General features: G+C 72.7%; 14 protein-coding genes. 6 read left to right on the top strand and 8 right to left on the bottom strand.

All coding sequences use genetic code 11. The annotated features are described in order from the left end of the window. The first annotated feature begins 24 nt into the window (after positions 1-24). Positions 25-2,115 (top strand): SpoIIE family protein phosphatase, encoded by a 2,091-nt coding sequence (locus tag ACFW47_RS24055; protein WP_386277815.1) that lies wholly within the window; start codon positions 25-27, stop codon positions 2,113-2,115. A 53-nt stretch (positions 2,116-2,168) separates the two neighbouring features. Then, positions 2,169-3,032: an Fpg/Nei family DNA glycosylase gene (locus tag ACFW47_RS24050; protein WP_386277813.1), complete on the top strand. Its 864-nt coding sequence runs from the start codon at positions 2,169-2,171 to the stop codon at positions 3,030-3,032. An 18-nt stretch (positions 3,033-3,050) separates the two neighbouring features. On the opposite strand, the gene ACFW47_RS24045 is transcribed toward ACFW47_RS24050, so the two are convergent. From ACFW47_RS24045 to ACFW47_RS24035, 3 genes are all read right to left on the bottom strand, one after another. Further along, positions 3,051-3,704, bottom strand: coding sequence for an anti-sigma factor family protein (locus tag ACFW47_RS24045; protein WP_386306990.1), 654 nt, complete (start codon positions 3,702-3,704; stop codon positions 3,051-3,053). A 172-nt stretch (positions 3,705-3,876) separates the two neighbouring features. Further along, the gene (locus ACFW47_RS24040; protein WP_386306988.1) at positions 3,877-4,389 is read right to left on the bottom strand and encodes a hypothetical protein; all 513 of its coding nucleotides are present in this window, start codon (positions 4,387-4,389) and stop codon (positions 3,877-3,879) included. A 141-nt stretch (positions 4,390-4,530) separates the two neighbouring features. Next, complete coding sequence (locus tag ACFW47_RS24035; RefSeq protein ID WP_073729034.1) at positions 4,531-5,085, bottom strand: sigma-70 family RNA polymerase sigma factor; 555 nt, start codon at positions 5,083-5,085, stop codon at positions 4,531-4,533. Positions 5,086-5,317: 232 nt separating this feature from the next. On the opposite strand from ACFW47_RS24035, the gene ACFW47_RS24030 reads away from it, so the two are divergent. Beyond that, the gene (locus ACFW47_RS24030; RefSeq protein WP_386306986.1) at positions 5,318-6,472 is read left to right on the top strand and encodes a CapA family protein; all 1,155 of its coding nucleotides are present in this window, start codon (positions 5,318-5,320) and stop codon (positions 6,470-6,472) included. Positions 6,473-6,480: 8 nt separating this feature from the next. Here ACFW47_RS24030 and ACFW47_RS24025 read toward each other — a convergent pair whose 3' ends face one another. After that, positions 6,481-6,954, bottom strand: a complete 474-nt coding sequence (locus ACFW47_RS24025; protein WP_386277804.1) for a MarR family winged helix-turn-helix transcriptional regulator — start codon at positions 6,952-6,954, stop codon at positions 6,481-6,483. 57 nt (positions 6,955-7,011) lie between these two features. Between ACFW47_RS24025 and ACFW47_RS24020 the strand changes: the two genes are divergently transcribed. After that, positions 7,012-7,827 carry an alpha/beta fold hydrolase gene (locus ACFW47_RS24020; protein ID WP_386277802.1) on the top strand — a complete coding sequence of 272 codons (816 nt, stop codon included), beginning with the start codon at positions 7,012-7,014 and terminating at the stop codon, positions 7,825-7,827. On the opposite strand, the gene ACFW47_RS24015 is transcribed toward ACFW47_RS24020, so the two are convergent. Next, positions 7,824-9,239, bottom strand: coding sequence for an amino acid permease (locus ACFW47_RS24015; protein WP_386277800.1), 1,416 nt, complete (start codon positions 9,237-9,239; stop codon positions 7,824-7,826). The two genes, ACFW47_RS24020 and ACFW47_RS24015, sit on opposite strands and share 4 nt — an antisense overlap. Before the next feature lie 102 nt (positions 9,240-9,341). Further along, positions 9,342-9,800: a universal stress protein gene (locus tag ACFW47_RS24010; protein ID WP_386306984.1), complete on the bottom strand. Its 459-nt coding sequence runs from the start codon at positions 9,798-9,800 to the stop codon at positions 9,342-9,344. A gap of 110 nt (positions 9,801-9,910) precedes the next feature. Here ACFW47_RS24010 and ACFW47_RS24005 point away from each other — a divergent pair, with 110 nt between their 5' ends. Further along, positions 9,911-10,747 carry a polysaccharide deacetylase family protein gene (locus ACFW47_RS24005; protein WP_386306982.1) on the top strand — a complete coding sequence of 279 codons (837 nt, stop codon included), beginning with the start codon at positions 9,911-9,913 and terminating at the stop codon, positions 10,745-10,747. Positions 10,748-10,777: 30 nt separating this feature from the next. On the opposite strand, the gene ACFW47_RS24000 is transcribed toward ACFW47_RS24005, so the two are convergent. Beyond that, a complete protein-coding gene (locus ACFW47_RS24000) occupies positions 10,778-11,443 on the bottom strand; it encodes a class F sortase (RefSeq protein ID WP_386277794.1) in 666 nt (221 codons plus the stop codon). A 331-nt stretch (positions 11,444-11,774) separates the two neighbouring features. Between ACFW47_RS24000 and ACFW47_RS23995 the strand changes: the two genes are divergently transcribed. Continuing rightward, positions 11,775-12,269 carry a hypothetical protein gene (locus ACFW47_RS23995; RefSeq protein ID WP_386277792.1) on the top strand — a complete coding sequence of 165 codons (495 nt, stop codon included), beginning with the start codon at positions 11,775-11,777 and terminating at the stop codon, positions 12,267-12,269. A gap of 62 nt (positions 12,270-12,331) precedes the next feature. On the opposite strand, the gene ACFW47_RS23990 is transcribed toward ACFW47_RS23995, so the two are convergent. After that, entirely contained in the window at positions 12,332-12,841 is a 510-nt protein-coding gene (locus tag ACFW47_RS23990; RefSeq protein WP_386306980.1) for a hypothetical protein, read from the bottom strand. Positions 12,842-12,934: the final 93 nt, after the last annotated feature.

Genomic DNA, 12,934 nt, shown 5'->3' with positions numbered 1-12,934 from the left:
GCGAATCCTGGCAAGGTAGGGCCCATGGCTGATCGGGGAGCGAGTGCCCCGTCACTCCCGGAGGACTGGCCCGCCCACCCGGACCCGATCCTGGCGCTCAACCGCATGGGCAGCTTCGACTGGGACCTGGACACGGGACTGTTCCACATGGACGCCCAGGCCCACGAGGTGTTCGACCTGCGCCCCGAGGAGTACGACGGGCGTCCCGAGTCGCTGTCGGTGCGCGTTCCCGCGGCCGAGGGCAGCCGCCTGGACGCCATCGTGGCCCGGGCCATGAAGGACGGCAGCGAGAACTACGGCACCTACTTCCGCCTGCGTCGCCGCGACGGCACCCTGCGCTGGACCCGCACCCAGGGATACATCCGCCGGGACGAGACCGGCCGTCCCCGCCGGATCATCGGCATCGTCCGGGACGCCACCCAGGAGGTCGCCGACATCGAGTCCCGCCGCGAGCAGGCCGCCCAGGACGAGGCCCGCCGCAGGCTCACCAACGTGGTCCAGCTCGCCACGGCCGCCCTCGCGCACGCCCGCACCGTGGACGAGGTCATCGAGGTCCTGCGTGACACCCACGGCCTCACCCGGCTGGGCGCCACCAGCCTCGTCATGGGCCTGGTCGAGGCCGGCCGCATCCGGCTGGTCGCCGACGGCCCCGACAACAGCTTCGTCCCCGGCACCCGCGTCACCCGGATCGACGAGCCCTACCCGATGAGCGAGGCGGTACGGACGCTCAGCCCCCGCTTCATCGAGTCGCCTCAGGAGTTCGCCGAGCGCTACCCCCTGCTCTGGCAGAACATCACCCACCTGAACATCACGGCGGCCGCCTACCTGCCCCTGATCGCCCAGGCCCGCCCGATCGGCGCCATCGGACTGCTCTACAGCGACCGGCACGGCTTCTCCCCGGAGGACCGCAACGTCCTCGTCGCGCTCGGCAGCGGCATCGCGCAGAGCCTCCAGCGGGCCATGCTCTACGAGCAGGAGATGGACCTGGCCGAGGGCCTGCAGCAGGCGATGCTGCCGCGCACCATCCCCAGCGTGCCCGGCTGCGACGTCGCCGTCCGCTACCGCGCGGCCTCCATCGGCGGCTCCCTCGGCCGTGACATCGGCGGCGACTGGTACGACCTGATCCCGCTGCCCGGCGGCCGCGTCGGCGCCGTCATCGGCGACGTCCAGGGGCACGACACGCACGCCGCCGCCGTCATGGGCCAGCTCCGCATCGTGCTGCGCGCCTACGCCGCCGAGGGCCACCCCCCGGCCACGGTGATGGCCAGGGCCTCCGTCTTCCTCCACGAACTCGACACCGACCGCTTCGCGACCTGCCTGTACGCGGAGGCCGACCTGGCCACCGGAGTGGTGCAGGTGGTCCGCGCCGGGCACATCGACCCGCTGCTGCGGTCCGGCGACGGAAGCTGCCGCCGCGTCCCGGTCGAGGGCGGGCTGCCGCTCGGCCTGTCCGCCGAGTTCGGTCGCCTCGCCTACCCGGTCTCCACCCTGGAGCTGGACCCGGGCAACACGCTGCTGCTGTGCACCGACGGCCTGGTAGAGCAGCCCGGCGCCGACCTCGACGAGGGCGTCCAGGTGCTGACCGCGCTGGTCGCCTCCGGCCCGCAGGACGTGCGGGACCTGGCGGACCGGCTCATCGACGTGGCCGAGGAGCGCCGCGGTGACGACGACGTGGCGCTGCTCCTGCTGCGCCGCCACGGCTCGGGCGCCCCGAGGACCTTCGGCCGGCTCCAGCAGCACGTGCCGCCGGGCGACCCGGAGGCGCTGACGGAGGCCCGGCACATGATCCGCGCCGCCGTCCGTGCCTGGGGCGCCACGGGGCAGAGCGACGAGATCGAACTGGTCGCCGACGAGCTGGTCACCAACGCCCTCATGCACACCGAGGGCTCGGCGATCGTCACCCTGCGGCTGCTCACCGGCACCGACCGCAGGTTGCGGGTCGAGGTCGAGGACACCTCCAGCGCGCTGCCGCGCCGCCGTGAGGCCGGGGACGACGGCGTCTCCGGACGCGGGCTGCTCCTGGTCGAGACGCTGGCCGACGTGTGGGGCGTGGAGGCGCGCGGCGGCGGCAAGTGCGTGTGGTCCGAGTTCCTGGTCTCCCACCGCACGGGCTGAGTCCCGGACGTCGTCCCACTGGCACTGTCGGTCCCCGGTGGCACTCTGGACGTATGCCAGAACTGCCCGAGGTCGAGGCGCTCAGGGACTTCCTGACCGAACAGCTGACCGGCCGCGAGATCGTCCGGGTGCTGCCGGTGGCGATCAGCGTCCTGAAGACGTACGACCCGCCGCTCACCGCCCTGGAGGGCCACCAGGTGGCCGCCGTGCACCGCCACGGCAAGTTCCTCGACGTCGAGACCGCCGACGGCCCGCACCTGGTGACCCACCTGGCCCGCGCGGGCTGGCTGCACTGGAAGGACAGTCTGCCCAGCGGCCTGCCCCGCCCCGGCAAGGGCCCGCTCGCCCTGCGCGTCGCCCTGGAGACGGGGGCCGGCTTCGACCTGACGGAGGCGGGCACGCAGAAGCGGCTCGCGGTGTACGTCGTGGCCGACCCGCGGGAGGTGCCGGGCGTGGCCCGGCTCGGCCCCGACCCGCTCGCCGACGGCTTCGACGAGGCGCGCTTCGCTGCCCTGCTCCAGGGGGAGCGGCGGCAGCTCAAGGGCGCCCTGCGCGACCAGAGCCTGATCGCCGGCGTGGGCAACGCGTACAGCGACGAGATCCTGCACGTGGCGAGGATGTCCCCGTTCAAACTGGCCGCCTCGCTCACCGACGAGGAGACCGCACGGCTGTACGCGGCCCTGCGCGGCACGCTCACCGAGGCCGTCGAGCGCTCCCGGGGCGTCGCGGCGGGCCGCCTGAAGTCGGAGAAGAAGAGCGGGCTGCGCGTCCACGGCCGCACCGGCGAGCCCTGCCCGGTGTGCGGCGACACCGTCCGCGAGGTCTCCTTCAGCGACTCCTCGTTGCAGTACTGCCCGACCTGCCAGACCGGCGGCAAGCCGCTGGCCGACCGGAGGCTGTCCCGGCTGCTGAAGTGACGGCCACCCGGCGCGGTGTCACTCGGCGGGCAGCGTCACCAGGCGCTCCCCGTCCGCGGTCCGCACCTCGTAGCGGGCGATCTGGTCGGGGTGCAGGGCGGCTCCGCCGCGCATGGTGTTCGGCCGGGCGTCGTGCCCGGGGACCATCCAGCTGGTGACCGTCTGCTCGGTGCCGTCGCGGCCGACGGCGACCAGCCTGCAGGGCCGCGGGCCCGCCGCGTCCTTGACCGTGAGTTCCACTCCGGTGCCCCACGCCCGGTCCTCGGCCGAGACCCGCGCCCACACCCCGGACCGCTCGTCGGTCGCGGTGAGCCGCACCGCGGGTGCGTCCGCCTGGCCCGCGTGGAGGACGGCGCCGGGACCGGCCACGGCGCACACGACCGCGGCGGCCACGGCGTACAGCACGCGCCTGCGGCCCGACCGGCGGAGCGCGGCGACCTCGGCCAGCAGCCGGTCCAGCAGGCGCGGGCCGGGCCGGGGCACGGGGTGGACGGAGCGGGGCGTCGCCTGCCGGTACAGCATCAACTGGCGGGTGGCGGGACCGAATTCGGTCACCTGCGTCGCGCACCGAGGGCATTCCATGAGGTGGTCCTCGAAGCGGAACGCGTCCGCCTCGTCCAGCACGCCGAGCGCGTAGGCGCCGACGTCACGATGGCTTTCCAGGGACCTCATGCCGAATCCTCGTGCCGTTGGGTGCGGGTGGGGTTACTCCGTGCTCCCACCCGTACGCACCGGACAGCCGAATCACTCAAGCCACGTACGGAATCGCAACCAAGGGGTTCGGAGCGGCGGAGCCGGCGGATTGGTCGCTCCGTGAAGAATGACGCGGGGGCGCCGTACCGTCCTAGAACAGGTGGATGGCGAGGTGGCCGAGCGGCAGCCCCAATTGCCAGGCCGGCGTCCACACCTTGGGCCCCTCGTCCTCGCCGGTCACCGCCCCGCCGGGCACCGCGTTGAGGTCCGGGGCGAGCAGTTCGGTCTCCTCGAGCCAGCGCCAGGCGGCCCGGGCCATGTCAAGGTCGGGCGAGTGCCGGCTGGCGGCGACGGCGTCGGCCGTGACCTCGGCGAGGCGCAGGCGCACCCACTCCTGCCACGGCTGGTCGTAGGCGGTCAGCGACAGCCAGGTCTCCAGCCGGGTGATGACCCGGATGCCGCTCAGCTCGTCCTCGGTGTCCGACAGGAAGACGGTCAGCGCCAGCGCGTCGCGTCCGGCGCGGAACTCGAAGGACGTCGGCGGCATCAGGTCGCCGGTCCGCAGCAGCTCGTCGGCGATGTACTCGGCGTACAACCACGCCATGGGGACGGTCAGTTCGCCCCCACCGGTGCCGTCCGTGCTCTCTTGACCTCTGTGCAGCATCCTTTCCTGCCTTCCTCCGGTGCGTGCGCGTCGCCCGACCCGGGTCGTTGGCCCCCGTCCGGAACACGGATGAGGACAGCCGATTACTCAACCGGGGCCCACGGCAAGGCGCTTTACGGAGGTTTGACCATACGGTCGGTTTCACCGCAGGTCGGCGGCGTATCCCGGTAGCACCCTGCGCAGGGCGCGCAGCGCGTAGTACGCGCGGGACTTCACGGTACCGGGCGGGATGCCCAGGGCTGCCGCGGCTTCCGCCACACTCGCCCCCTGGAAGTACACCAGCACCAGGACTTCGCGGTGCTCTGGGGTGAGAGTCTTCACAGCCTCGCGCACGTCCAGGGCGGCGGCGGCCCGTTCGGCGTGATCGGCGCAGACCCGCGCGTTCTCCAGCACGGCGTCGCCGACCTCGGCGGGGCGCGCCTGCCGGGCCCGGCGCGCGTCGATCGCCAGGCGCCTGGCCACGGTGAGCAGCCAGGGCCGCACGGAGTCGAAGTCATCGGCGCGCAGCGCCTCGGGGTGCTGCCAGGCGCGCACCAGGGTCTCCTGCACGAGGTCCTCGGCGCGTTGCCGGTCCCCGTCGCTGAGCCGCAGCAGCAGCGCGAAGAGCGGCCGGCCGTGCTCGCGCTGCAGTGCGGCGAGCTCGTGCTCGGCGGTCGTCTCGCTGGTCCTGTCCATCAGGGTGATTCCGGCCGTCATGGCCGTATGCCACCGCAGGGGACCGTCGGGGGACAGGGCGCGCGCACGGATGTGCGACGGACGGTCGATCGCGTCGACGAACGGTTCGACGAACGGTCGGCGCACCCCGTTCGCGCACGCCGGACGGGCTAATGAGCGTGTCGGAGCCGTCCGGGGCCACAGAGGACCCATTACCTGTTTGTAGGTAAATGTGACTTTTCCTCGGTGTGTGCGACCCCAGCGGAGTGAACGGATGATCACACGCAGTCGGCAGGTGGCCCTGGCCCTGACCGCCCTCCTCACCGCGGGCGCGGCCTGCCAGGCCCGCGACCACGAACCGCCGAAGCCACCGGCCCCGGCCCCGTCCGCCGCGGACAACGGAGCCTTCACCCTGGTCGCCTCCGGCGACGTGCTGCCGCACGACTCGATCATCGACCGAGCGCGCTTCGACGCGGGCGGCACGGGCTACGACTTCCGCCCCATGCTGGCCGGGGCCCGCCCCGTGGTCTCCGGCGCCGACCTGGCCATGTGCCACATGGAGACCGTGTACGGCGCGAACGGCGACTACAGCGGTTATCCCCTGTTCAAGTCCCCGCCGGAGGTGGCCAAGGCGCTGGCCGCCACCGGCTACGACGGCTGCTCCACCGCCTCCAACCACAGCGTCGACGACGGCGCCGACGGCATCCGCCGCACCCTGGACGCCCTCGACCGTGCCGGCGTGCGGCACGCCGGCACGGCGCGCTCCGAGGCCGAGGCGCGCACTACGACGGTCCTGCGCGCGGGCCGGGCCGAGGTCGCCCACCTCGCCTACACCCTCCACACCAACGGCCACCCGCTGCCCGACGGGCAGCCCTGGGCGGTGGACATGATCGACGAGGAGCAGATCGTCGCGGACTCCCGGGCCGCCCGGGAGGCCGGCGCGGACGTCGTCGTCGTGTCCCTGCACTGGGGGACCGAATGGCAGGACGAGCCCGACCGGGACCAGCTGGCGCTGGCCCGGAGCCTGACCGCCGCCCGTACCGGCGACCGTCCCGCCATCGACCTGATCCTCGGCACCCACGCCCATGTGCCCCAGGCGTACGAGAAGGTCAACGGCACCTGGGTGGTCTACGGAATGGGCGACCAGATCGCGGGCGAGATGATCAACGGTGACGGCGAACGCGACCCGCGCGGCAACCAGTCGTCCATCGGCCGCTTCACCTTCGCCCCGCCCGCCCGGCCCGGCGAGCGCTGGAGGGTGACGAAGGCCGAGTTCGTCCCGCAGTTGTTCGACGTCGACGCCGGCCGGGTGGTGAACCTCAACCGCGCGCTGGACAAGGGCGCCGAGGTGAAGGCCGTGCGCGACCGCATTCGCGACGTCGTGCTCAGCCGGGGCGCGGCCGAGGACGGGCTGGTGATGGGGGAGTAGCGCGGAGGTCAGGCGTCGTCCACCTGGTCGAGGGCCGTCAGCATCGCCCCGAGTACCCGCAGGCAGGCGATGACGTCGGTGTCGGTGAGCCCGCCGCCGACGTCGCGCAACAGCCGGTGCTCCCGGTCCAGTACGGCGGTGACGGCGTCCTGGCCCGGTCCGGTCAGCCGGATCAGCGACGACCGCCGGTGCGCCGGGTTCGGGACGCTCTCGACCAGGTCCTGCGCCGCCGCCTCGTTGACCATGCGCTGCACGAACTGCCGGCTGATCGCCTGGGCCCGGCCCATCTGCGGCACGGTCATCGGCCCGTTGCGGTGCAGGAGCGTCAGCACGGCGCGCACGCCGACGGACAGGCCGTGGGCGGCCAGGCCCTGCTCGACGCTGCGCTGTGCGCGCCGGTAGAGGGGGCCGACCAGGTCGTAGACCTCGGTGAGCCGCTGGGCCAGCGCGTCCGGCGGGAGGGGCGTGTCGGTGTCCTTCACCCCGCCATGATGACACCTGGGTTGCCAGAACGGACGCAGAATGACACCTTGGTTGTCATGATGGCTGCTTCGGACATGCGCTTCTTCGCCTCCTCGGACGGTGACCTCGCCTACCGCGACACCGGGACCGGCGACCCGGTCGTCCTGCTGCACTCGGGCTTCGTCGACCACCGGGTCTTCGACGCCCAGATCCCGGCCCTGGCCGCCGGACACCGGGTGATCGCGCCGGACGTCCGCGGTCACGGCGCCTCGGCCAACGCCACCCGGCCGTTCCGCTGGGCCGACGACCTCGCCGCCCTGCTGCGCCACCTCGACGCCGGGCCCGCGGTGCTCGTCGGTGTCTCCATGGGCGGGGCCATCGCCACCGACACGGTGCTGGAGTACCCGGAGCTGGTGCGCGCGGTGGTGGTCTCGGGCGCGGCCACCAGCGAGTTCGAGTACACCGACCCGTGGGTGCGGCGGGTGCAGGCCGACCAGGCCCGCGCCCTGGGCGCGGGTGACGTCGAGGGCTGGCTCGCCGCGTTCCTGCGCTTCGTGCCCGGCGAGCACCGCACCCTCGACGACATCGACCCCGCCGTCCTGACCCGGCTGCGGGAGATGGCCCTCGGCACCCTCGCCAAGCACACCCCGGACGAGGAGAACCACCACGTGCCGATGACCGGCACCTGGTCCCGCGTCCCGAAGATCGACGTACCGGTCCTCACGGTCAACGGCGCCCTGGACGCGCCCGACCTGATCGCCGAGGCGGAACGGCTCGCCCGCACGGTCCCGGACGGCCGTTCCGTCGTCGTCGAGGGCACGGCCCACTACCCCAACATGGAACGGCCGGAAACCTACAACGAGATCGTCTCCGGCTTCCTGGCCGGCCTCTAACCCCGCCGTGCCAGCTCCGACTTCCGGTACGAGTACCCGAAGTAGATCACCAGGCCGAGCGCGAACCACACGGCGAACCGCGCCCACGTCTGCCACTGCAGGAACGTGATCAGCCAGATCGAGAAGACGATGCCCAGTGCCGGCACGAACGGCATGAACGGCGTACGGAACGTGCGCGGCAGGTCCGGCTGCCGGTAGCGCAGCACGATCACCGCCGCGCACACGACCACGAAGGCGAGCAGGATGCCGATGTTGGTCAGCTCGGCCGCCTCGCCGATCGGCAGGAACCCGGCGATCAGCGCCGACGCGACACCGACGATCCAGGTCACCCGGGTCGGCACGTGGCGCGTCGGGTGCGTCTTGGCGAACCACTTGGGCAGCAGTCCGTCGCGCGACATGGAGAACCACACTCGGGTCACGCCCAGCATGAACGTGAACATCACGGTCAGGATGCCGATGATCGCACCCACCGCGATGACGTCGGCCAGGCCGCTCAGCCCCACCGACTTGAAGGCCGTCGAGAAGCCGCTCTCCGGGTCGATGTCCGTGTAGTTCTGCATGCCGGTCAGCACCAGACAGGCCGCCACGTACAGCACCATCGAGATGACCAGCGAGTAGATGATCGCCTTCGGCATGTGCCGCTGGGCGTCCTTGGACTCCTCGGCCGCCGTCGACATGGCGTCGTAGCCGAAGACCGCGAAGAACACCGTCGCCGCACCGGTGAACGCCCCGCCGACCCCGTACGGGAAGAACGGGTTGTAGTTCGAGGTGTCGATGTGGAAGACGCCGACCGCGATCACCAGGAGCACCACCAGCACCTTCAGGACCACCACGACCATCTCGAACCGGGCCGCGTTCTTGATGCCCAGGTTCAGCAGGTACGCGATGAGCAGGCACAGCAGCGCGGCGAACAGGTCGACCCGGTGGCCGTCGCCGGTACCGGGCGCGCCCAGCATCCAGTTCGGGATGTCGGCGCCCATCTCCCCGACCAGGAAGCTGAAGTAGCCGGAGATCCCGATCGCGACCACCGCCACGATCGCCGTGTACTCCAGCAGCAGGTCCCAGCCGATGAACCAGCCCGCCAGCTCGCCGAGGACCGCGTACCCGTAGGTGTAGGCGGAGCCCGCCTTCGGGATCATGCCGGCGAACTCGGCGTACGACAGGGCCGCCGCCGCGCTCGCGACGCCCGCGATGAGGAAGGAGACGAGGACCGCCGGGCCCGCCGTGCCGTTGGCCACCGTGCCGGCCAGGGTGAAGATCCCCGCCCCGATGATGCCGCCCACACCGATCGCCGTCAGCTGCCACAGCCCCAGCGTCCGCTGCAGGCCGGCGCCCTCGCCGCCCTCCGTGTCCTCGATCTGCTCGATGGGTTTGCGACGGAGAACGCCTTCGCCCGTACGGAACCCGGCCATGCGCCTCACCTCTTTGTGAACGGCAAACGGCTGACGGTGGATCATGATGACTCACACACGCCCGCGACGGAAGCCACGACGCACACGCCACGACGACCGGTGCTACGGCACCACGGTCACCGGCCAGCGCCCCGCCTTCACCAGCCGCACCGCGACCGACCCCACGATCCGGTGCCCGGCCTGCTCGGACGCGCCGACGACGACGGCGTCGGCCTTGAGCTCGTCGGCCGCCTTCACCAGACCGTTGTACGGATCACCGCGGAAGGTGTGGAACTCCCAGCGCACGTCGAATATCCCCTTGGCCCGCTCGGTCGCCTCCCGGATGTGCGCCACCAGGCCCTCGGCGATCTCGTCGGTCGTCTCCGCCACCGGGGCCCCGAGCACCGCGCCCGCCGCCACCACCGGCTGCACGTACACCACGGCGAGCAGCGCGCGCTGCCGCCGGGCCAGACCGCCGGCGTAGGCCGCCGCCCGCAGCGAGGAGTCGGAGCCGTCCACCCCGACGACGACCTTGGGCCCGTCCGTGCCCCGCTCGAACTGCCGGGCGTGCTGTTCCGTCACGCGGTGAGGCTATCGGAGTGGCTCCCGGCCCTGCTCCGTGCGGGTGGTTCCGTGCCGCCGCCCCGGTGTTTCTCAGGTGCGCCGGACCTCTGCCGGGCGACTGATGAGTCATGCAGAAGGATCAGTTGCTCACCCGGCGCCGCGCACTGCTGGCCGGTGCCGCGGCCGTCGGGGCGGCCGGTACCGCCGGCGTGCTGGCGGTGGGCCCGGGGGGCGGATCGGCCCCGCCGGCCGCGCCCGCCCCGGGCCCCGCGGCGCGCCGCCCGCTCAAGCCGTCCGCCTACCGCCTCCAGCCCCTGACCGGATACGGCGCGCCCGGGGACGCGCCCCGGCGGCCCCCGGTGCGCAGCGAGCCGATCCTGCGGGTGTCGGGCCGGGGCCGGATCATGATGCTCACCTTCGACGACGGTCCCGACCCCCGGTACACCCCGGACATCCTGGACACGCTGGCCGAGTACGACGTACGCGCGACGTTCTTCGTCTGCGGGGAGATGGCCGAACACAACCGGGACCTGCTGTCCCGGATGGCCGACGAGGGACACGTCGTCGGCAACCACACCTGGTCCCACCCGCTGCTGACCCGGCTGAACCGGCGCCGCATCCGCTCCGAGATGGAGCGCACGAGCGAGGTCGTCGAGCAGGCCTACGGGGAGCCGCCCCGCTGGTTCCGGGCCCCCTACGGGGCGTGGAACCGCGCCGCCTTCCAGCTCGGCGCGGAGCTGGGCATGGAACCGCTCGCCTGGACCGTGGACACCCTCGACTGGACCACCCCCGGCACCGGCACCATCGTCGAGCGGGTCGAGGACGGCGCCGCCCCCGGCGTCGTGGTGCTCTCGCACGACGCCGGGGGCGACCGTTCGCAGAGCGTCCGGGCCCTGCGCAGGTACCTTCCCGAGCTGCTGGACTCCGGCTACCACCTCACCGTGCCCCGCCGCCGGTTCGTCTGACGCCCGCCGCGCCCGAGGACCGGGGCCCGCTCAGCGGACCTCGGTCATGCGGGCGAAGGCGACGACGTTCCCCTCGTAACCGTTCTGCTTGGAGAAGCCCCCGCCGCAGGTGATGACCCGCAGTTCGGGGCTTCCCTTGGACGCGTACACCCGGTCGCCGGGGAAGTCGTCCTTCGCGAACACCTCGATGCCGTAGATCTCGAAGACCGCCGTCTTCCCGTCCTGGCGGTGCACCTCGACCTTGTTCCCCTTCTTGAGGGCGCCGAGTCCGTAGAAGACGGCGGGACCCTGCTGGTTGTCGACGTGGCCGACCACGACCGCCGTGCCCTTCTCGCCCGGGGTGACCGCGCCGGTGAACCAGCCGGCCAGGTTCGGGTCCTCGGGGGGCGGCGCGTCGACCCAGCCCTCGGCGTCGAGGCCGACCGGCATGACGGGGGCGTCGACCTGGATGGCGGGGATGCCGACCCGGTCGGGCACCGAGTACGGCAGCGGGGCGAGTCCCGTGGCGGCCGCGCCACCGTCCGCGGCGCGGGTGTCCGAGGCGGCGGCCGACGCCGGCTGCGGGGGGCCCTGGTCGAACTCGCCCGAACCGTTCCGGATGAGCGCGAGCCCGGTCAGCAGCACCAGCGCTATCACGCCCCAGGGAGCGCGCTTCCTGCGCCGCTCCTCCTCTTCGGCCCACTCGGACGCGTCCATTGGCCTTCCCCTCTCGACCCGGCCGTCGCCGTGTCGTTCGCGCATACGGGCACGCTAAGCGCCGCGCGGGCGACCGGCGACGGGGCGGTGGCGAACGGGTGGCGGGACCGTCCGCCCGTGAGCCATCCGGGATGCGGCCGAACGGAATCGCCTGACGGTCCGTGACCTGCGGCGATACCGGATCGCGCGGTTCCGGCCCGGTAGGCCCCTCACCAGGACGGACCATTCCCGAAATGCGGCCCCGGGCAGGGCAACTGAGGGTCTTTCTGGGAGACGCTTTCTCGCCGATCGACCGGGGACGGGTCCCGGGGCGTCTTTCGCGGAGGATCACATGCGCAACACTCGTGCCCTCGCGGCCGCCGGCGCCGCGGTCGCTGTCCTCGGGCTGGCCGCCCCCACGGCCACCGCGGGCGGCGACCACAACCAGCCGAGCAACATCGTCGCCCTGCCCAGTGTGATCGCACGCGGCGGCCAGATGACCGTCACGGTCGACGGCTGCCCCCAGGGCGGCACGATGACCTCGGACGCCTTCCGGACGACCCACCTGACCCCGGTCAAGGGCGCCAACGAGACGTCCAAGGGCACCGCCACCATCAAGGAGGACGCCCGCCCGGGCTCGTACGACATCACCGTCAACTGCTCGGGCCGGCGCCTGACGCGTCCGGCCGCCTTCACCGTCATCGGCGGTGTCCGCGGCGGCATCGGCGGCAGCAGCACCAGCGGGGCCACCCCGACCGACATCGCGATCGGCGGCGGGCTCGTCGCCGCGGCCCTCGCCGGAGGCGGCCTGTTCTGGATGCGCCGCCGCGCCGAGCGCCGCTTCTGACCGACACGGGAGTTCGCCCCGGGCCCTTCGCGGGTCCGGGGCGAACTCCTGCCGGTGGAGGCTCAGGCCGCGTCCTCGCCGGAGCGGCGGCGCGAGAGGTGGTACGCCGCGCCGACCGAGCCCGCGACGAGCAGGGCGCCGAGCCCGATCTCCTTCACGTCGAATCCGGCGACGCTGCCGCCCTCGCCGGCGTGGACGCCCTTGTCGGGGTGGCGGGGCTGGTGCGTGGGGTGGCCGGGGTGGCCCGCGATGGTCAGGTCCAGGGCCTCGGTCCTGCCGTCGCAGGTGAACTTGACCTCGTAGACGGCCCCGCGTCTGGCGTCCCGGTCGACCTCCGCCGTCGCCGAATGCTCGTGCCGCGGGATGGTGACCGTGTCGAACACCGCCGACGAGACGGTGACGCGGCCCTTGCAGCCGCCTGCCCCGCGGCCCGCCCCCAGCGTCACCTCTCCGCCGGGCGCGACGGTGGCGGGGCTGAGGGTGAAGCCGAAAGTCGAACCGTGGGCGGGTACACAGGCGGAGAGGGCGGCGACGCCCAGCAGTGCGACCGAGGCGGCGGGTATCGCGCGCATGTGAATCCTCCGGGTCCCCGAGGAGCAGCGGGCGGACCTGTTCCGCTCGCGCCAGTGATGCACCTCGATGTCCGAAACGCTAGGAACCCGGAG

This window comes from Streptomyces sp. NPDC058796, from assembly GCF_042745235.1.
GTDB lineage: Bacteria > Actinomycetota > Actinomycetes > Streptomycetales > Streptomycetaceae > Streptomyces.
The sequence above is the reverse complement of the archived record's forward strand: the minus strand, read 5'-3'. Positions and strand labels throughout refer to the sequence as shown.

Bases quoted from the DNA above. Each gene is read 5' to 3' on its own strand.
- ACFW47_RS24050 (WP_386277813.1), top strand. From the start codon at position 2,169: ATGCCAGAACTGCCCGAGGTCGAGGCGCTCAGGGACTTCCTGACCGAA.
- ACFW47_RS24015 (WP_386277800.1), bottom strand. From the start codon at position 9,239: ATGGCCGGGTTCCGTACGGGCGAAGGCGTTCTCCGTCGCAAACCCATC.
- ACFW47_RS23995 (WP_386277792.1), top strand. From the start codon at position 11,775: ATGCGCAACACTCGTGCCCTCGCGGCCGCCGGCGCCGCGGTCGCTGTC.
- ACFW47_RS24030 (WP_386306986.1), top strand. From the start codon at position 5,318: ATGATCACACGCAGTCGGCAGGTGGCCCTGGCCCTGACCGCCCTCCTC.
- ACFW47_RS24005 (WP_386306982.1), top strand. From the start codon at position 9,911: ATGCAGAAGGATCAGTTGCTCACCCGGCGCCGCGCACTGCTGGCCGGT.
- ACFW47_RS23990 (WP_386306980.1), bottom strand. From the start codon at position 12,841: ATGCGCGCGATACCCGCCGCCTCGGTCGCACTGCTGGGCGTCGCCGCC.
- ACFW47_RS24020 (WP_386277802.1), top strand. From the start codon at position 7,012: ATGATGGCTGCTTCGGACATGCGCTTCTTCGCCTCCTCGGACGGTGAC.
- ACFW47_RS24035 (WP_073729034.1), bottom strand. From the start codon at position 5,085: ATGACGGCCGGAATCACCCTGATGGACAGGACCAGCGAGACGACCGCC.
- ACFW47_RS24040 (WP_386306988.1), bottom strand. From the start codon at position 4,389: ATGCTGCACAGAGGTCAAGAGAGCACGGACGGCACCGGTGGGGGCGAA.
- ACFW47_RS24000 (WP_386277794.1), bottom strand. From the start codon at position 11,443: ATGGACGCGTCCGAGTGGGCCGAAGAGGAGGAGCGGCGCAGGAAGCGC.
- ACFW47_RS24045 (WP_386306990.1), bottom strand. From the start codon at position 3,704: ATGAGGTCCCTGGAAAGCCATCGTGACGTCGGCGCCTACGCGCTCGGC.
- ACFW47_RS24055 (WP_386277815.1), top strand. From the start codon at position 25: ATGGCTGATCGGGGAGCGAGTGCCCCGTCACTCCCGGAGGACTGGCCC.